General features: G+C 67.7%; 15 protein-coding genes. 13 read left to right on the forward strand and 2 right to left on the reverse strand.

Annotation, left to right across the window (positions count from 1 at the left end; translation table 11 throughout):
* Positions 1-21 precede the first annotated feature (21 nt).
* From AAIL68_RS02605 to AAIL68_RS02650, 10 genes are all read left to right on the forward strand, one after another.
* Complete coding sequence (locus AAIL68_RS02605; RefSeq protein WP_347137932.1) at positions 22-1,056, forward strand: rod shape-determining protein; 1,035 nt, start codon at positions 22-24, stop codon at positions 1,054-1,056.
* Between the two features lie 27 nt (positions 1,057-1,083).
* The gene (gene mreC / locus AAIL68_RS02610) at positions 1,084-2,019 is read left to right on the forward strand and encodes a rod shape-determining protein MreC (protein WP_347137933.1); all 936 of its coding nucleotides are present in this window, start codon (positions 1,084-1,086) and stop codon (positions 2,017-2,019) included.
* A complete protein-coding gene (locus AAIL68_RS02615; RefSeq protein ID WP_347137934.1) occupies positions 2,019-2,543 on the forward strand; it encodes a rod shape-determining protein MreD in 525 nt (174 codons plus the stop codon). Before mreC ends, AAIL68_RS02615 begins: the two co-directional genes overlap by 1 nt.
* Positions 2,543-4,483 (forward strand): penicillin-binding protein 2, encoded by a 1,941-nt coding sequence (gene mrdA / locus AAIL68_RS02620; RefSeq protein ID WP_347137935.1) that lies wholly within the window; start codon positions 2,543-2,545, stop codon positions 4,481-4,483. The genes AAIL68_RS02615 and mrdA overlap by 1 nt, the downstream gene beginning before the upstream one ends.
* 4 nt (positions 4,484-4,487) lie before the next feature.
* Complete coding sequence (rodA, locus tag AAIL68_RS02625) at positions 4,488-5,627, forward strand: rod shape-determining protein RodA (RefSeq protein ID WP_347137936.1); 1,140 nt, start codon at positions 4,488-4,490, stop codon at positions 5,625-5,627.
* Positions 5,628-5,629: 2 nt separating this feature from the next.
* On the forward strand, positions 5,630-6,544 hold the full coding sequence (locus AAIL68_RS02630) for a glyoxylate/hydroxypyruvate reductase A (protein WP_347137937.1): 915 nt from the start codon (positions 5,630-5,632) through the stop codon (positions 6,542-6,544).
* Positions 6,545-6,682: 138 nt separating this feature from the next.
* Entirely contained in the window at positions 6,683-7,183 is a 501-nt protein-coding gene (locus AAIL68_RS02635) for a biliverdin-producing heme oxygenase (RefSeq protein ID WP_347137938.1), read from the forward strand.
* A complete protein-coding gene (locus tag AAIL68_RS02640) occupies positions 7,180-9,774 on the forward strand; it encodes an HWE histidine kinase domain-containing protein (RefSeq protein WP_347137939.1) in 2,595 nt (864 codons plus the stop codon). Before AAIL68_RS02635 ends, AAIL68_RS02640 begins: the two co-directional genes overlap by 4 nt.
* 140 nt (positions 9,775-9,914) lie before the next feature.
* The gene (locus AAIL68_RS02645) at positions 9,915-11,213 is read left to right on the forward strand and encodes an MFS transporter (RefSeq protein WP_347137940.1); all 1,299 of its coding nucleotides are present in this window, start codon (positions 9,915-9,917) and stop codon (positions 11,211-11,213) included.
* Positions 11,214-11,223: 10 nt separating this feature from the next.
* A complete protein-coding gene (locus AAIL68_RS02650) occupies positions 11,224-12,279 on the forward strand; it encodes an AbrB family transcriptional regulator (RefSeq protein WP_347137941.1) in 1,056 nt (351 codons plus the stop codon).
* A 255-nt stretch (positions 12,280-12,534) separates the two neighbouring features.
* Here the strand turns inward: AAIL68_RS02650 and AAIL68_RS02655 are convergent, their stop codons facing one another.
* Complete coding sequence (locus tag AAIL68_RS02655; protein WP_347137942.1) at positions 12,535-13,194, reverse strand: GntR family transcriptional regulator; 660 nt, start codon at positions 13,192-13,194, stop codon at positions 12,535-12,537.
* 162 nt (positions 13,195-13,356) lie between these two features.
* Between AAIL68_RS02655 and AAIL68_RS02660 the strand changes: the two genes are divergently transcribed.
* The 3 genes from AAIL68_RS02660 to AAIL68_RS02670 are packed head-to-tail and all read left to right on the forward strand — an operon-like array spanning position 13,357 to position 17,654.
* Positions 13,357-14,736 (forward strand): SLC13 family permease, encoded by a 1,380-nt coding sequence (locus AAIL68_RS02660; protein ID WP_347137943.1) that lies wholly within the window; start codon positions 13,357-13,359, stop codon positions 14,734-14,736.
* A 30-nt stretch (positions 14,737-14,766) separates the two neighbouring features.
* Positions 14,767-16,146 (forward strand): malonyl-CoA decarboxylase, encoded by a 1,380-nt coding sequence (locus tag AAIL68_RS02665; RefSeq protein WP_347137944.1) that lies wholly within the window; start codon positions 14,767-14,769, stop codon positions 16,144-16,146.
* On the forward strand, positions 16,143-17,654 hold the full coding sequence (locus tag AAIL68_RS02670; RefSeq protein WP_347137945.1) for a malonyl-CoA synthase: 1,512 nt from the start codon (positions 16,143-16,145) through the stop codon (positions 17,652-17,654). Before AAIL68_RS02665 ends, AAIL68_RS02670 begins: the two co-directional genes overlap by 4 nt.
* Positions 17,655-17,711: 57 nt before the next feature.
* Here the strand turns inward: AAIL68_RS02670 and AAIL68_RS02675 are convergent, their stop codons facing one another.
* A complete protein-coding gene (locus AAIL68_RS02675) occupies positions 17,712-19,292 on the reverse strand; it encodes a glucan biosynthesis protein D (RefSeq protein WP_347137946.1) in 1,581 nt (526 codons plus the stop codon).
* Between the last annotated feature and the right edge of the window lie 44 nt (positions 19,293-19,336).

The raw sequence follows: 19,336 nt of genomic DNA on the forward strand, positions 1-19,336 counted from the left end.
CGGCGCGAAAGGAACACGGGCATGGCATTCGGCGGTTTGTTTTCGACCGATATCGCAATCGACTTGGGCACGGCGAACACGCTGATCTATGTCAAGGGCAAGGGCGTCATCCTGAACGAGCCCTCGGTCGTCGCCTATCACGTCAAGGACGGCAAGCGTCAGGTGCTGGCGGTGGGCGAGGACGCCAAGCTGATGCTGGGCCGCACCCCCGGTTCCATCGAGGCGATCCGGCCGATGCGCGATGGCGTCATCGCGGATTTCGACAGCGCCGAGCAGATGATCAAGCACTTCATCAAGAAGGCCTTCAAGCGCACCAGCTTTTCCAAGCCCAAGGTCATCGTCTGCGTCCCCCATGGCGCAACCCCTGTTGAAAAGCGCGCCATCCGCCAGTCGGTCCTGTCCGCGGGCGCCCGCAAGGCCGGGCTGATCGCGGAACCCATCGCCGCCGCCATCGGCGCGGGAATGCCCATCACCGAACCCACGGGCAGCATGGTCGTGGACATCGGCGGCGGCACGACCGAGGTCGCGGTCCTGTCGCTGGGCGACGTGGTTTACGCGCGGTCCGTCCGCATCGGCGGCGACCGCATGGACGAGGCGATCATCAACTATCTGCGCCGCAACCAGAACATGCTGATCGGCGAAAGCACCGCCGAACGCGTCAAGACCTCCATCGGCACGGCGCGGATGCCCGACGACGGGCGCGGCGCCACGATCATGGTGCGCGGCCGCGACCTTCTGAACGGCATCCCCAAGGAGATCGAGATCAGCCAGGCCATGGTGGCCGAGGCCTTGGCCGAGCCCATGCAGGCCATCTGCGAGGCCGTGATGGTCGCGCTGGAAGCCACGCCCCCGGATCTGGCGGCCGACATCGTGGATCGCGGCGTGATCCTGACCGGCGGCGGCGCGATGCTGGGCGACCTGGATCTGGCGCTGCGCGAGCAGACGGGCCTCTCGATCACGCTTGCCGACCAGCCGATGAACTGCGTGGCGCTGGGCACCGGCAAGGCGCTGGAATACGAAAAGCAGCTGCGCCACGTCATCGACTACGACAGCTGAAGACCGGCCCGGAAGGGGGCTGCGTGAATGGCACGCAAGGGACCAGATTTCGCAACGCCCATCCGGCGTGTGCTGATCGCGCTGCTGGCGCTGGTGCTGGTGGCGCTGTTCCTGTTCTGGCGCATCGACAGCCCGCGCGCCGAACGGATGCGCATCGCCATCATCGACCGGGTGGTGCCGGGCTTCGACTGGGCGCTGGCGCCGGTCACGCAGGCCGGCCAGATGATCGGCGGGTTCCAGTCCTATGCCCGGATCTATCAGCAGAACCAGGAACTGCGGCGCGAGCTGCAGAAGATGCAGGCCTGGAAGGAAGCCGCCGTCCAGCTGGAGCAGGAAAACTCCAAGCTGATGGCGCTGAACAAGGTCCGCATCGACCCCGCGCTGACCAGCGTCACCGGAACCGTGATGGTGGACAGCGGCTCGGCCTTCCGCCAGTCGGTGCTGCTGAATGTGGGCTCGGACGACGGCATCGTCGAAGGCTGGGCCACGATGGACGGGCTGGGGCTGGTGGGCCGGATTTCCGGCGTGGGCAAGCGGACCAGCCGGGTGGTGCTGCTGACCGATCCGTCCTCGCGCATCCCCGTGTCGGTCCAGCCTTCGGGCGAAAAGGCGCTGCTGACGGGCGACAACACGCCGCTGCCCTTCCTGGACTTCATCGAGAACCCGGACAATGTCCGTCCCGGCGACCGGGTCGTCACCTCGGGCGACGGGGGCGTGTTCCCGCCGGGGCTGCTGGCGGGACAGGTGGTCCAGGGCAGCGACGGGCGGATGCGGCTGCGCATGGCCGCCGATTACGGACGGCTGGAATTCCTGCGCGTGCTGCGGTCCCATCCGGCGGAAACCGTGGTCGATTCGGGCGCGGTCATCACCCCCGGCAGCCAGGGCCTGATCGGCCCGCAGATGCCCGCATCCCCGGTCGAGGCTGCGGCGGCATCGGACCCGCTGGCCACGGGAACCGAGTGATGAGACGGCCGGTGCTGATCGGCACGGTGCTGTTCTGCGCGGCCATGGCGGTCCTGCTGTTCCTGCGCCTGCTGCCCCTGACGGCGGGGGCCGTGCGCCTGCCCGGTCCCGACCTGGGTCTGTGCCTGACCTTCGCCTGGGTGCTGCGCCGTCCCGACCAGCTGGCGGCGGTGGTCATTGCCGCCGTCTTCACCGTCCAGGACATCGTCCTGTTCCAGCCGCTTGGCCTGTGGGCCGCCATCGTCCTGGCGGGAACCGAGACCGCACGCTTGCGTGAGGCCCGTTGGCGCGATCAGCCGTTCATGGTTGAATGGCTGCGCATCGCCATCCTGATGGGCGTGATGATGCTGGGCTATCGTATCATACAGGTGCTGTTCATGATGCCGGTTCCGGCCCTGGGCCAGGTGATCCTGCACTATATCGCCACCGCCGCCGCCTATCCGCCGGTGGTGCTGGCGGCGCGGGCGCTGATCGGGTTGCGCCGCATCACCCCCATCGAGGCCGAGCAGATGAGGTTCGCCTGATGACCAAGCCTGTCAATCCCTCCGATGCCACCGGCCGCAGCATCACCCGCCGGGGCCTGATGCTGGCGGGCATCCAGTTGGGCGTTGTCACGACGCTGGCCCTGAAGCTGCGGTCCATGCAGGTCGAGCATGCCGAGGAATACCGGATGCTGGCCGACGGCAATTCCATCAAGATCCGCCTGCTGGTGCCCGCGCGCGGGTTGATCCACGACCGCAACGGCATCGTGATCGCGGGAAACGAGCAGAATTACCGCGTCACGCTGACGCGCGAGGAGGCGGGCGGCGACGTGGAACCCGTGCTGCGCCGCCTGGCCCGGCTGATCCCGATCAGCGACGCGCGCATGGCGGAACTGCTGGACGAATTTTCCAGGCGCAGCGCGATCACGCCCATCGTCCTGGCCGACCGCCTGACCTGGGAACAGTTCAGCTCCATCGCCGTGAACGCGCCCGCGCTGGCGGGCGTCACGCCCGAATCGGGCCTGTCGCGCGTCTATCCCCGCGCGGGCGATCTGGCGCATGTGCTGGGCTATGTCGGCCCCGTGTCCGATTACGACCTGTCCAAGATCGAGAACCCCGATCCGGTCCTGATGCTGCCCGAGTTCCAGTTGGGCAAGGTCGGCTTCGAGGCGCGGATGGAGGATCACCTGCGCGGCAAGGCGGGCGCCCGCCGGGTCGAGGTGAACAGCACGGGCCGCGAGATGCGCCAGCTGTCCCGCCAGGAGGGCGAGCAGGGCGCGACCGTGCAGATGACCATCGACGCGCAGTTGCAGAACTACGCGGCCCAGCGCATGGGCACCGAAAGCGCCGCCGCCGTGGTGATCGACTGCGAAAGCGGCGACATCCTGACGATCTGTTCCTCGCCCAGCTTTGACCCCAACAAGTTCGTGCGCGGGATCTCGTCGTCCGACTACAAGGCGCTGATGAACCACGACCACCGTCCCTTGGCCGACAAGACGGTGCAGGGCGTCTATCCGCCGGGATCGACCTTCAAGATGGTCACGCTGCTGGCGGGGCTGGAAGCCGAGGTGATCAACGCAGGATCCCGTTTCTATTGCCCTGGCTACACCACCGCCGGAGGACGCCGCTTCCATTGCTGGAGCAGGGGCGGCCATGGCAGCGTCGATGCCATCGCCAGCCTGGTCCACAGCTGCGACGTGTATTATTACGAACTGGCCCAGAAGGTCGGCATCGACCGCATCGCCGCCATGGCCCGCAGGCTGGGGCTGGGCCAACGCCACGACCTGCCCATGTCCGCCGTGGCCGAAGGCATCGCGCCCGACCGCGCCTGGAAGCAGGCCCGTCACGGCCAGGCCTGGCAGGTGGGCGACAGCCTGAACGCCTCGATCGGGCAGGGCTATGTGCTGGCCTCGCCCCTGCAACTTGCGGTGATGACCGCGCGGCTCGCCACCGGGCGCGAGGTGAAGCCCCGGCTGGTCCGCGCGATCGACGGCGTGCCGGTCGCAACCTCTGATTTTTCTGTCTTGGATATCGACTCGGCAATCTTGCAGGTGGCACGCAATGGAATGGATGCGGTCGTGAACTCGGCCATTGGAACGGGCCGCAGGGTGCGCATCATCCGCGAGGGCTGGCGCATGGCGGGCAAATCCGGCACCAGCCAGGTCCGCAACATCACCGCCGCCGAACGCGCGCGGGGGGTAGTGTCGAACAGCCAGCTGCCTTGGAACAGGCGCGACCATGCGCTGTTCGTCTGCTACGCGCCCTACCAGGCGCCGCGCTATGCAGTGTCGGTGGTGGTCGAACATGGCGGCGGCGGATCCTCAGTCGCAGGACCCATCGCCCGTGACATCCTGCTGTTCGCGCTGAACAATGGCCTGCCGCCGCTGGACGCCGTTCCCGACGATCAGCGCGCCGCGATGGAAGAACGTCACACCGCCATGCACCTGTTCGCGCCCGATGCGCCCCGGCTGACGCGGGCCTGATCCGATGTCCTATCTCGACTACAAGGTCGCCCAGACCCCGACCGGCATCCGCAAGATCCTGTATCTGAACTGGCCGCTGGTCTTCCTGATCGCCGCCGTGGCGGGCATCGGCTTCCTGATGCTGGTGTCCGTCGCGGGGGGACGGGTCGATACCTGGGCCGAACCGCAGATGTACCGCTTTGCCGCGGGCATGGTCATCATGATCGCGCTGGCCTTCGTGCCGATGTGGTTCTGGCGCGGGATCTCCATCCCCGCCTATGTCTGCTGCTTCCTGCTGCTGATCGCGGTCGAACTGGTGGGCACCATCGGTATGGGCGCGCAGCGCTGGATCGACATCGGCCCGTTGCGCATCCAGCCGTCGGAACTGATGAAGATCGCGCTCGTGCTGCTGCTGGCGGCCTACTACGACTGGCTGCCGCAGCACCGGGTATCGCGCCCCCTGTGGGTGCTGATCCCGGTGGTGCTGATCCTGGCGCCGACCGGGCTGGTGCTGATCCAGCCGGACTTGGGCACCTCGATCATGCTGGTGGCGGGGGGCGGGATCCTGATGTTCGCGGCGGGCGTGTCCCTGTGGTATTTCGGCGTGGTGATCGCGGCGGCCGTGGGTCTGGTCGCGACCGTCATGGAAAGCCGGGGCACCGACTGGCAGTTGCTCAAGGACTATCAGTTCCGCCGCATCGACACCTTCCTGGACCCGACCGCCGATCCCCTGGGCGCGGGCTACAACATCATCCAGAGCCAGATCGCGCTTGGTTCGGGGGGCTGGTCGGGGCGGGGCTTCATGCAGGGCACGCAGTCGCGGCTGAACTTCCTGCCCGAAAAGCACACCGACTTCATCTTCACCGTCCTGGCCGAGGAGTTCGGCTTCGTGGGCGCCATGTCGCTGTTGGGCCTTTACACGCTGATCATCGGCTTCTGCCTGTATTCCGCGCTGACGAACCGCGACCGTTTCGCGGCCCTGATAACCGTGGGTATCAGCGGGACGTTCTTCCTGTATTTCTCGATCAACATGGCCACCGTGATGGGGATGCTGCCCGCCAAGGGTTCGCCCCTGCCGCTGGTCAGTTACGGAGGCACCTCGCTGATGATCCTGCTGCTTGGTTTCGGGCTGGTGCAGGCCGCCCATGTCCACAGGCCGCGCTGACGATGCGCGTCCTGTTCGCCGCCCCCGACGCGTCCTGGCCGGTCTGGGCGCCCGCCCTGACCCGGCTTGCGCCCGAGATGGAGTTGCTCCGCGCCGATCAGGCCGGGGCCGACCCCGCCAGCATCGACGCGATCATCTATGCGCCGGGCGGACCCATCAGCGACCTGTCGCCCTTCGTGAACGCGCGTCTGGTCCAAAGCCTCTGGGCCGGCGTCGAGCGCATCGTGACCAACCCGACCCTGACGCAGCCCTTGGCACGCATGGTCGATCCGGGTCTGGCGCGCGGCATGGCGGAATATTGCACCGGCTGGACGCTGCGCGCGCATCTGGGGATGGACGCCTATCAGCAGGACGGCGTCTGGCGCCATGATCTGACGCCCCCCTTGGCGGACGGGCGGCAGGTGACGATCCTGGGCATGGGCGAACTGGGCCGCAGCGTCGCCGCCATGCTGGGCGGCATCGGCTTTCGCGTCGCGGGCTTCAGCGCCTCGGGGCGGGCGGTCGAGGGGGTCGAGGTCACAATCGACCTTGGCCGTGCGCTGTCTCGGGCCGAGATCCTGATCAACCTGCTGCCCGACACGCCCCAGACCCAAGGGCTGCTGGACGCGGACCGGCTGGCGTTGCTGCCCCAGGGGGCCTGGCTGATCAATCCCGGACGCGGCACCGTCCTGGATGACGGTGCGCTGCTGACCGCACTGGACAAAGGCCGTCCGGCCCATGCCGTTCTGGACGTGTTCCGCACCGAGCCGCTGCCCCCGGACCATCCCTTCTGGTCCCATCCCCGCGTCACCGTCACGCCCCATATCGCCGCCGAAACGCGCCCCGAGACCGCCGCGCCCGTCGCGGTGGAGAACCTGCGCCGCGCCATGGCAAGGCGCCCCGTGCTGCATCTGGTGGACCGGCAAAAGGGATACTGACCTGTTTGCGACCGGAATTTGCTGGCGGCTTGCCGGAAAACCGCTATTGCGGCGCTTCGGCAATGACCGCTATGTCTGGGTGGACACGGGCCTTTGGACGGGGATGCGATGCAAGACGGCACACTCCGTCGCGTTCTGATGACGGAAACGCGCGACCTGCACGACAGGCTGGATCGGGAAATTGGAACCTTCGGCGATGCCGCCGATTATGGTGCCTTCCTGTCGGGCAGCCATGCCTTTCGCGCCGCGATCGAGCCGCAGCTTGCGCAGGCCGGGGGATGGCGGATCCAGCCCCTTCAGCTGCTGATCGCGCGGGATCTGTGCGATCTGGGCCTGCCCGTTCCCGCCGGTCCCGATCCGCTGCCCTTGCCGACCCCCGCCGCCAGGGCGGCGGCCTGCTATGTCCTGGAAGGCTCGGCCCTGGGCGGGCGGCTGCTGGCGCGAAGCGCGGCGGTCCTGGGCTTTGACGCGGGTCACGGCGCCCGGCATCTGGCCGCGCAGACGGCATCCCCCACGCGCTGGCGCGACTTCCTGGCCTGGCTCGAGGCGGGCGGCTTTCCCGCGCCGGAAGCCGCCGCCGCCGCGCGCGCGGTCTTTGGCCTGGCGCTGCGCGCATACGGCGTGAAGGCCCCCGCATGAACGACAGCGCCTCGGATCCCCTGCTTGCCGGCCAGCCGATCGACCTGACGAATTGCGACCGGGAACCGATCCACATTCCCGGCAGCATCCAGCCCCATGGCTGCCTGCTGGCCTGCGACCATGCCGCGCGGGTGGTCCGGTTCCGATCCGAAAACGCGGCACCCATGCTGAACCTGGGGGGCGACCCGCTGGACCGGCGGCTGGCCGAGGTGATCGGCGCCGATGCCGCCCATACCCTGCTGAACGCGCTTGCCATGTCGGGCGGCAAGCCGCGCCCGGCGCTTGTCTTCGGGCTGGAGGTCAACGGTCTGCAGTTCGACGCGACCATCCACCGCCACGACAACCGCACCATCATCGAGTTCGAGCCCGTGTCGCAGCGGCTTGGCCAGGTCCTCAGCCTGTCGCGCACCGTGGTGGAACGGCTGCGCGCCGCGAAGGACGCGGACCGGCTGGTCCAGCAGGCGGCGATGCTGATGCAGGCGCAGCTGGGCTATGACCGGGTGATGATCTATCAACTGGGCGAGGACGGCGCGGGCAAGGTCGTGGCCGAGGCGAAGCTGGACCAACACGAAAGCTTCCGGGGCCAGTATTTCCCCGCGGGCGACATCCCCAAACAGGCGCGCGCCCTGTATCTGCAGAACCCGATCCGGGTCATCGGCGACGCGGCCTTCACGCCGGTCCCGATCCTGGCGATGGATCCGCAGGACGGGCCGCTGGATCTGTCCTATGCCCATCTGCGCAGCGTCTCGCCCATCCATTGCGAATACCTGCGCAACATGGGGGTCGCCGCCTCGATGTCGGTGTCGATCATCATAGACGGCGCCCTGTGGGGGCTGATCGCCTGCCACCATTATGCGCCCAAGGTGCTGACCATGGCCGACCGCGCCGCGGCGGAAATGGTGGGCGAGTTCTTCTCGATGCATCTGGACGCGCTGAACCGCCGCCATGCGCGTGAAGCGGAACTGGCCGCCCGCGCCGCCCTGGACGAGCTGCTGGTCAACGCCATCCGCTACGAGGATGCCGGCCCCGCCCTGCACGGCCGCCTGCCGCAACTGGCCGACCTGATCCCGGCCGACGGCATCGCGCTGTGGTTCGACGGCACTTGGACCGCAGCGGGCGTTGCCCCGACGGACGCGCAGGCCGCCCCCTTGCTGGCCCTGGCCCGCGGGCTGTCGGAAGGGGATGTGTTCCACACCGACCACCTGTCGAACCTGTTGCCCGACACCCCGGACCTGACGGGTCTGGCGGCGGGCGTGATGATCATTCCGCTGTCCAGGCGCCCGCGCGACTTCATGTTCTATTTCCGCAAGGAAGCGATCCGAACGCTGGACTGGGGCGGCGATCCGGCCAAGACCTATGAAACCGGCAGGCACGGCGCCCGCCTGACCCCGCGCGGCAGCTTTGCGATCTGGAAGGAAACCGTCCGCGACAAGTGCCACCCTTGGACCGAATCCGACCGCCGCTTTGCCGAGGCGCTGCGCCTGGCCGTGGTCGAGGTGCTGTTGTTCAACAACGAGCTTCTGGCCGAGGAACGCACCCGCGCCGAAATCCGCCAGCGCGTGCTGAACCGGGAACTGAACCACCGCGTCAAGAATATCCTGGCCGTGATCCAGTCGCTGGTCAGCCGCAAGCCCGATGAGGGCGAGACGCTGGAAGGCTATGCCAATGCCTTGCGCGGCCGCATCAAGGCCCTGGCCTATGCCCATGACCAGGTGATCCGCGACGACCAGGGCGGGTTTCTGGGCGATCTGCTGGCGGCCGAGCTTGGCCCCTATGCGGGTGAGGGGCGCGAGGTCCGGATGGACGGCCCGGCCCTGGCCCTGGACGGGCGGGCCTTTTCCGTCATGGCGCTGATCCTGCACGAGATGGCGACGAATGCCGCGAAATACGGCGCCCTGTCGCGCCCCAGCGGGCATCTGGCGGTCGAATGGCGCTTGGACGATGGGGGGGACTGCCGCATCGACTGGATCGAAACGGGGCTTGAGGGGCTGGTCCCGCCCACCCGTTCCGGGTTCGGATCGGCCCTGGTCGAACAATCGCTGCCCTTCGACCTGGGCGGCCAAAGCCGGATCGAGTTCCGCCCGACGGGCCTTGTCGCGCAGTTCATGCTGCCCGCGCGCTTCCTGCGCGATGGCAGGGCCCCCGCGCCCCGCGCCGCTGACCCCGCCCCACAGGCTCCGGTCCCGGCGGCGGAACTGACCAACCGGCGCGTGCTTCTGGTCGAGGATCAGACCCTGATCGCCATGTCGCTGGAAGCCGAGCTTCTGGACCATGGGCTGCAGGTCTGCGGGCGCGCGGCCACGGTCGCGGCGGCGCTGGCGATGATCGACCGCGACCCGCCCGATCTGGCCGTCCTGGATGTCAACCTGGCGCAGGAGGATTCGCTGCCCGTGGCCGAACGCCTGCAGGGGCAGGGCATCCCCTTCGTCTTCGCGACCGGCTATGGCGCGGATTTCGGCATCCCCGCCCGGTTTTCCGGGACGCCCATTGCCAGCAAGCCCTATCAGCTTCAGGAAATTTTGCAGAAGCTGGTCGAGGCCGAGGCGCGCGCGGGGCGCGTGGCGACCAGGCGGGCGCTGACCGGCAGGTAATCCTTGGCTGCAAACCGGCCATGTTTGCGCAATTTTCGGCGCCTTTGGCATTCCCTCCGGGCATGGTTTGCGCTAGCGGAACCGCGCCCGGCATCATCCGCGATGCCCCGCACCCCTTTGGACAAGCGGATCAATGAACCATGACTGATCAGACGATTTCCGCGCGCGCTGCGGCGCGCGGCCCCGGCCCTGTCAATTCCCCGGCGCGGGTGCTGCTGGCAAGCCTGATCGGCACGACGATCGAGTTCTTCGACTTCTACGTCTATGCGACTGCCGCCGTGCTGGTCTTTCCGGCCCTGTTCTTCCCGGCTTCCGACGCGACGACCGCGCTCTTGGCGTCCTTCGCCACCTTTTCCATCGCCTTCTTCGCGCGGCCCTTCGGCGCCATCGTCTTCGGCCATTTCGGCGACCGGATCGGGCGCAAGGCCACGCTGGTCGCGGCGCTGCTGACCATGGGGATTTCCACCGTCATCATCGGCCTGCTGCCGACCTATGCCCAGATCGGCGTGGCCGCGCCCGCGTTGCTGGCGCTGTGCCGATTCGGGCAGGGCTTCGGCCTGGGCGGCGAATGGGGCGGGGCGGTGCTGCTGGCCACCGAGAACGCGCCCGAGGGCAAGCGCAGCTGGTACGGGATGTTCCCCCAGCTTGGCGCGCCGGTCGGGCTGTTCCTGTCATCGGGCTTCTTCTGGGTGCTGCTGCACTTCATGTCGCAGGACGACCTGCTGGCCTGGGGCTGGCGGCTGCCCTTCCTGGCCTCGATCATCCTGATCGTGCTGGGCCTCTGGGTGCGGCTGTCGATCACCGAAACCCCGGAATTCGCGGAAGCCATCAAGCGTGACCAGCGTGTCTCGGTCCCGGTGGTGGAGCTTTTCCGCAACCACAAGCGCAGCCTGTTCCTGGGCACCTTTGTCGCGCTTGTGACCTTCGTGCTGTTCTACATCTGCTCGGCCTGGCTTCTGTCCTATAACGTCAAGGTCCGCCAGATCACCTTCATGGACGCGCTGCTGGTCCAGATCTATGGATCGGTGATCTTCGGCGTGGCGATCCCGCTGGCGGGCAAGGTCGCGGACGCGGTTGGGCGCCGTCCCTTCCTGATGGTGGTCACGGTCCTGATCGGGGTGTTTTCCTTCTTCCTGGCGCCGCTGATGGGCGGGGACCAGGGCGGGCTTTACCTGTTCGTCACCCTGGGCATGTTCCTGATGGGCCTGACCTATGGCGTCATCGGGGCGGCGCTTGCCGCGCCCTTCCCGACGCGGGTGCGCTATACCGGGTCGTCGATCACCTTCAACTTCGCGGGGATCTTCGGGGCCTCGCTCGCGCCCTATGCCGCGACCTGGCTGCAGCAGCACTATGGCCTGACCCATGTGGGCTATTACATGCTGGCGGCGGCGGTGATCACGGCGCTCTGCATCCTTGCCTCGGGCCGGGACGAGGTCTGATCGGCAGAGGATGGGACGGGCAGGGGTGGCAAGCGGTCTGCGGGTGCGCCAGGGGGTGACGGTGCTGGTGGGCACCGGGGGCGTCGTCCTGTTCTGGCTTCTGCACCTGCCGCTGCCCTTCCTGTTCGGCCCCATGATGGCCTCGCTGGCAGCAAGCCTGATGGGGGTGCGGCTGATCGGGCTGGGCCCCGTCTCGGTCGCGGCGCGGTCGGTGCTGGGGGTGGCCATCGGTGCGGCGGTGACGCCCGCGCTTGTGGCCGAACTGCCCTCCATGCTGGCCTCGGTCGCGATCATCCCCTTCTACATCGCCGCCATCGGCCTGGTCGGCGTGCCGTTCTTCCGCCGCTTTTGCGGCTTCGACCTGGTGACGGCCTTCTATGCCGCGATGCCGGGCGGGGCCGCCGACATGACCATCTTCGGGGCCGAGGCCGGGGCCAATGTCCGCCAGGTCTCGCTGGTCCATGTCACGCGGCTTCTGGTCATCATGGTGGTGGGCCCCCTGCTTCTGGTCAGCGTCTATGGCGTCGAGCTGACCCATCCCGTGGGCCAGCCCGCCGCCGACATCCCCCTGTCCGAACTGGCGATCATGGTCGTGGCCGCCCTGCTGGGCTGGAAGGGGGCCGAGCGTATCGGCCTGTTCGGCGCCGCGATCCTGGGGCCGCTGATCGTCGCGGCCGCCCTGTCGCTGGCGGGCATCCTGCACATGCGCCCCCCGCGCGAGGCGCTGCTGGCCGCGCAGTTCCTGATCGGCATCAGCATCGGCGTGAGTTACGTCGGCGTGACGCTGCGCGAATTGCGCGAAACCGTGATCGGCGGGGCGGCCTTCGTGCTGATCCTGGCCCTGCTGGCGGGGGCGGTGACGGAATTCGTGACCCTGACCGGCCTTGCCCCGCCGGTCGAGGGCTTTTTGGCCTTCATGCCGGGCGGACAGGCGGAAATGTCGATGCTGGCGCTGATCGCGGGGGCCGATCTCAGCTTCGTGGTCGTCCACCACATCATGCGCGTCGTCTTGGTGCTGACCGGCGCGCCGATCCTGTTCCGGTTGATCCGGCGGCGGCGGGGGTGATCCATAGTCTGGGCGGGAAACGCATGCGTTTCCCCCGCCCGCGCGCGACGGTGCCGCAAGAGACGGTGCCATCCCGCGACCACGAGAGGCCAGCGCCCGACCCGGTGGACGTGAAACGCCCGCCGGTGGCGGGGCGCGGCGCTGGCCGGGCTTTTGAAGCCCGGCGGTACTCGTGGCACCCGCAGCGCGTGGCGAAGGCGATGGCCTTCGCCAATCAACCCGTCGGGTGGGGTTCCACCCCACCAGCCCCCCACGCTAGGCCAGCGTCTGCCGCAGCACCGCGATCAGGTCGTGGAACCTGTCCCCCTGCACGATCACATGATCCCGCAAGGCCTTCGCCGCAGCCTCGCCATCGCCCGCTGCGATGGCCGCAACGATGGCGTCATGTTCGGCGAATGACCGCCCCATGCGGTTCCTGACCTGCAACTGCATCCGCCGGTAGGGCTGCAGCATCGCGTGCAGCCTGGCCGCTTCCTGCGTCAGAAAGGCGTTCTGCGTCGCGCGATAGATGCAGTGGTGGAAGTCCGAGTTGCGGGCGTAATAGGCCTCGACCTCGCCCGCCTCGGCCAGACGGCGGCAGTCGTCGTGGACGGCCCGGAAGGCGTCCAGTTCGGCATCGGTGATGCGGCGCGCGGCCAGGCGACCGCAGCTTGCCTCGATCTCGGCCATGACCTCGAAGCGCTCGGCCAGTTCCTCGGGCGACCATTGGGTGACGAAGGTGCCGCGCTTGGGCATGACGCGCACAAGGCCGGATGCTTCCAGCTGCTGGAAGGCCTCGCGGATGGGAGTGCGGGAACAGGCGAATTCCTGCTCCAGGGCCTCGGGGTCCAGGCGCGTGCCGGGCAGGAAGCGGCCCGCGACGATGGCGTCCTCCAGGGCGCGCCGGATGCGCAGGGTATTGGGAACGCTGACCACGGGGCTGATCCTCCTTGAAGACAGCTTATCTGATAGAGGCGGAAACATCCATCATTGCATATGTTATATACATCATTCGCGCCGACGCTTATAACCGCCGTGGGAGGAGGATTCGTGTGGAGGCGGATCCCCGCGCCGATCATGCAGGAAAGGGAGAGCCGCATGACACCACATCTGATATCCATCTATGCCCTTGTGCTGATGTTCGTGGTCGCGACCATCTGGCCCATCAACATGGGCGTGCTGGCCTTTGTCGGCGCCTTTCTGGTCGGCACCCTGCTGGCCGCGCAGACCACCAAGGACATCATCGCGGGATTCCCCGGCGGGCTGTTCCTGACGCTGGTGGGCATCACCTGGCTGTTCGCGCTGGCGCAGAACAACGGCACCATCGACTGGCTGGTGCGCATGGCCGTGCGCGCGGTCAAGGGCCGCATCGGCGCGATTCCCTGGATCATGTTCGGGATTTCCGCCCTGCTGACCGCCGTCGGCGCCGTCAGCCCCGGCGCGGTTGCGATCGTCGCGCCGATCTCGCTGGGCTTTGCCTTCCGCTATCACATCAGCCCGCTGCTGATGGGCCTGATGGTGGTCCATGGCGCGCAGGCGGGGGGCTTTTCCCCGATCAGCATCTATGGCGGCATCACCAACGGCGTGGTCCAGGAAGCCGGGCTGCCGCTGTCGGCCATGACCACCTTCGCCGCCAGCTTCCTCGTGAACGCGGCGGTCGCGCTGATCCTGTTCATGGTCCTTGGCGGGCGCCGCCTGATGACGGCCCGCGACACGATCGAGACCGTCCCCGTCCCCCATGTCGAGATCGCCCGCGCCGCCACCGGCCCGCAGATCTTCGGCGACAGCGAGGCCGAGGCGCTGAGCCGCCGCATCAGTGAGGAAGCGGGCGGCGACTCTAACCGGCTGGTCGCCGAAGTCGAGGAGGGCAACCAGCCTGACGGCACGCCTCACCAGATCTTCACCCTGGCGGGGTTGGTCCTGCTGGCGGTGCTGGTCCTGGCCTTCAACCTAGACATTGGCTTTGTCGCGTTGACCATCGGCCTGGCGCTGGCCTTGTGGAACCCGACCATGCAGAAACGCGCCATGGCGCAGGTCGCCTGGCCCGAGATCATGCTGATCACGGGCGTGTCCACCTATGTCGCCGTGCTGCAAGAGATGGGCACCATCGACTTCGTGGGCGAATCCGTGGCGGGCATGGCCTCGCCCATGCTGGCGGCCTTGATGCTGTTCTTCATCGGCGCGGTGGTGTCGGCCTTTGCCTCCTCGACCGCTGTCCTGGGATCGCTGATCCCGCTGGCCGTGCCCTTCCTGCAGGGCGAGAACAGCGTCGGCGCCATCGGCTTCATCGCCGGCATGGCCGTCGCCTCGACCATCGTGGATGTCAGCCCGTTCTCGACCAATGGCGCGCTGGTCCTGGCCAATGCGCATGGCGTGGACCGGCAGGCCTTCTTCCGCAAGCTGCTCAGCTATGGCGCGCTGGTGACCGTTGTCGCGCCCGTGGTGCTGTGGCTGGTCTTCGTCGTGCTGCCGGGCTGATCCGGCGGCACCTTTTCACAGGAGAGACGCGTGACCAAGATCGTGCAGACCCCCCGGCAGAACCGCATCGGCGACCTGTTCGACATGCTGACCGACCGGGGTCGCGCCCTGCTGCGCTGGCGCGACCCGGCGGGGCAGGTGACCGCGCCCCCCGGCCTGCCCGAGATGGGCGAGCTTCTGCTGTCGCGCCGGGGCGAGGCCTCGGGCGTGGCCTTGGCCCGCGCCCTGGTCGTGGCCTTCGAGGAGGCGGACGAAGGCAAGCGGCTGGAGTTCCTGGCAACCTTGGCCGACCGCTTCGGTCCCGATCCCAAGGCCGTGGGCAACGCCCTGGCCGCCGTCCAGCAGGACGCCGGGTCGGTCGAGGCGATCGAGGCGCTGCATGCCGCCGCAGAACCCCGACGGCAGGAGCTGTTCCGCCGGCTGAACCTGGCCCCCGGCGGCACGGCGGCCCTGGTGAGGATGCGCGAGGAACTGCTGCGCCACCTCAAGGACAATCCCGCCCTGCGCCGGGTGGACAGCGATTTCGCGCATCTGTTCGCGTCCTGGTTCAACCGGGGCTTCCTGGTGCTGCGCCATATCGACTGGAACACCCCCGCCGCGATCCTGGAAAAGATCATCCGCTACGAGGCCGTCCATGCCATCCAGAACTGGGACGACCTGAGAAACCGCCTGCAGCCGACCGACCGGCGCTGCTATGGCTTCTTCCATCCGCAACTGGTCGATGAACCGCTGATCTTCGTCGAGGTCGCGCTGACCAGGGCCATCCCCGACACCGTCGCGCCCCTGCTGGACCTGAACCGCACGCCGATCGAGGCGGAACGGGCCAGCACGGCGGTGTTCTACTCCATCTCGAACACGCAGCGCGGGCTGGCGGGCGTGTCCTTCGGCAACTTCCTGATCAAGCAGGTGGTCGAGGAACTGAAGGCCGAACTGCCCGACATCCAGACCTTCGTCACCCTGTCCCCGGTGCCGGGCTTCGCCGCCTGGCTGGCCAGGGCGCGCGGAGGGGACGACCTTCTGGACGACGATCTGCGTGCGGCGCTGCAACTGCTGGACCAGCCCGGCTGGCACCTTGACCCCGACAGGGCCGAGGCCCTGCGCGAGCCGCTGCTGACGGCCGCCGCGATCTATTTCCTGCGCGCCCGCGACGACAAGGGCCGGGCGGTCGATCCCGTCGCGCGCTTCCACCTGGGCAATGGTGCGCGGCTGGAGCGGCTGAACTTCCTGGGCGATGTCTCGGCCAATGGCCTGAAGCAATCGCACGGGCTGATGGTCAATTACCTCTACGATCTGGACAAGATCGCGACCAACCACGAAGCCTTCGCCGAACGCACGGAAATCGCCGCATCCGAGGCGGTGCGCCGCCACCTGCCCGATGCACAAACCACGACCAAGAAAGAGAAGCCATGAACGCCAATCTGTTCGACATCCTGGAAACCGGCATCCCCGATCCCCAGGCCACCGCCATCGAGACCGCCAAAGGCGAGCGGATCAGCTATGGCGACCTGACGGGGCGCACCGGCCGCATGGCCAATGCGCTTGTGTCGCTGGGCGTCAAGCCCGGCGACCGGGTGGCGGCCCAGGTGGAAAAGTCGGTCGAGGCGATCATCCTCTATCTGGCCACCGTCCGCGCCGGCGCGGTCTTCCTGCCGCTGAACACGGGCTATACCCCGGCCGAGATCGACTATTTCATCGGCGACGCCACGCCCGCCGTCCTTGTCTGCGATCCGGCCAAGGCGGATGCGCTGAAGGATGCGGCAGACCGGGCGGGTGCGAAGATCGTCACGCTGGACGCAAGCGGGCAGGGCAGCCTGACGGATGCCGCGGCAGGCGCGCCCGCCGATTTCGCGACCGTTCCGCGCAAGGCGGACGATCTGGCCGCGCTGCTCTACACCTCGGGGACCACGGGCCGCAGCAAGGGCGCGATGCTGACCCATGGCAACCTGGTGTCGAACACCACCGCGCTGCGCGAGGCCTGGCATTACACGGCGGATGACGTGCTGATCCACGCCCTGCCGATCTTCCACACCCATGGGCTGTTCGTGGCGACCAATGTGACGCTGTTTTCCGGCGCCTCGATGATCTTCCTGCCGAAGTTCGACCCGGACCGGATCATCGCGCTGATGGATCGCGCCACCGTGCTGATGGGCGTGCCGACCTTCTATGTCCGGCTTTTGCAGGACGACCGGCTGAACCGCGACACGACCGCCCATATGCGGCTGTTCATCTCGGGCTCGGCGCCGCTTCTGGCCGAAACGCATCGCGAATGGCAGGCCCGCACCGGCCATGCGATCCTGGAACGATACGGCATGACCGAGACGAACATGAACGCCTCGAACCCCTATGAGGGCGACCGGATCGCGGGCACGGTGGGGATGCCCCTGCCGGGGACCGAGATCATCGTGACCGACCCCGAAACCGGCGCGGAACTGCCCCGGGGCGAGATCGGCATGATCGAGGTGCGCGGACCCAATGTCTTCAAGGGCTATTGGCAGATGGCTGAGAAGACCGCCGCCGAGTTGCGGGAAAACGGCTTCTTCATCACCGGCGATCTGGGGAAATTCGATGAACGCGGTTACCTGCACATCGTCGGGCGCGGCAAGGATCTGATCATCACCGGCGGCTACAACGTCTATCCCAAGGAGATCGAGACCGAGATCGACGCCCTGCCCGGCGTGGTCGAATCCGCCGTGATCGGGTTGCCCCATCGCGACTTCGGCGAAGGCGTGACGGCGGTGATCGTGCCGACCGGCGCGGGCGCCATCACGGAACAGGAGGTGCTGGCGGCGCTGGAAGACCGGCTGGCCCGTTTCAAGCAGCCCAAGCGCGTGCTGTTCGTGGAGGAACTGCCGCGCAACACCATGGGCAAGGTGCAGAAGAACCTGCTGCGGGAGCAGTTCGCAGATCTCTATAGGTAGGGTGCGTGCTTGCACGCACCGATGCGCCCGCCAAAACGGTGCGTGCAAGCACGCACCCTACGGCGTGCGGGCCAGCAGCGTGCGCAACTGCGACGGAAACAGTTGCAGGATCAGCGTTTCCGTCATGGCCGTGCCGCCATGATCGACATAGGCGCGCAGGTCGATGGGACTGGCGCCAGCATCCGCGAAGTCCAGGTCGAACAGCGCGCGCCAGGTATCGGTGCCGACCACCGGATAGACCGCGCTGTTCGACACCCGAGCCTGTTCGGTCGAAACCGACAGCGACAGCCCGTCGTCGCGGCCCAGGCCCTTCAGGTTCGGCCCGGCGAAATCGCACACGACCTTGACCACGCCCTTGGGACGCGGCTGGCCGGGAATGCCGCCCGCGCCCAGGCGGGTGGCGGTGAAATGCGCGATGGCGCTGACAGCCGGATTGTCGCGGACCCAGTCCAGCCGATAGGCGAAATCGTGTTGCTGCCCCTTGGCCGTCGGACCGGCGGGCTGCCAGAAGGCCACGATATTGTCGTGGATCTCGTCATCCGTGCGCAGTTCGGACAGCACCACCGCGCCGTCGCCCCAGTCGCCCTGGGGCGTGACCCAGGCGCTGGCCCGCCGGTCATAGAAGACCCCGTCGTCCTGGTATTGCGCGAAATCGCGTTCCCGCTGCATCAGCCCGAAGCCCTTGACGCTAGGTGCGGCAAAGCTGTTCACCATGGTTCCCGGCGGGTTGTTCAAGGGCCGCCAGATGCGTTCGCCATTGCCGGCCAGAATCTCCAGCCCGTCGGAATCATGCACCTCGGGGCGCCAGTCGGGCGAGACATGGGGCGTGTTCTTGCCGAACCAGAACATCGAGGTCAGCGGCGCAATCCCCAGCCGCTCCACCGCGTCGCGCAGAAAGACCGTGGCGGTGATATCCTGCGAAACCCCGTCGCCGCGCCGCGATTCGATGCGATAGGCGCCGGTCGCGCGCGGGCTGTCCAGCAGCGCATAGGCGGTGAGATCCCCGTTCTCCGCAGGCTCCAGCCAGAACTGGGTGAACAGGGGAAACTCCTCGGGACCGACGGGGATGGCGGTGTCGATGGCAAGGCCGCGTGCCGACAGGCCGAACTGTCCGCTGTATCCCGATGTCCGCCAATAGGACGCCCCCAGGAAGGCCATCCAGTCGATTTCCGTTTTCGCGTCCTGAACGCGGAACCCCGCGAAACCCCTGGTCCGGGTCAACTGGCGGGCCGGATTGCCTTCGGGGATGTCGAACAGGTCCAGCGAGAAGGGCACCTCGGTCGCCACGCCGTCTTTCACCGTATGGATGCGCACGGGGTTGCGGAAATACATGCCGGGAAAGAAGGCCTGCACGGGCGAGATATTGCCCTGGCCCTGCCACAGGCTGCGATCGGGCCGGAAGCGGACCTGGTTGTGGTGGTCGTAATCCACCTGGTCCAGGATCTCGGGATCGGCGATCTCGGCGGGGACATGGGGCCTGGCGGCCAGATCGCGCGCCATGTCGCGCAGCCAGTCGAAGGAAAAGGGCTGGCTGTCGCCCGCGCCTTGCGCCCGCGCCAGATGCGGCAGCAGGAAGAAGGCCCCGCTGCCCAGGGCGGCTTGCAGGATGTGGCGGCGGGACGGACGGTCGATCGGCATGGGAACCCGGATGGCTGGCGCTTGCACGGCATCAGTTGTTCGCA

The sequence above is a fragment of the Paracoccus sp. SSK6 genome, assembly GCF_039770665.1.
Lineage (GTDB): Bacteria > Pseudomonadota > Alphaproteobacteria > Rhodobacterales > Rhodobacteraceae > Paracoccus.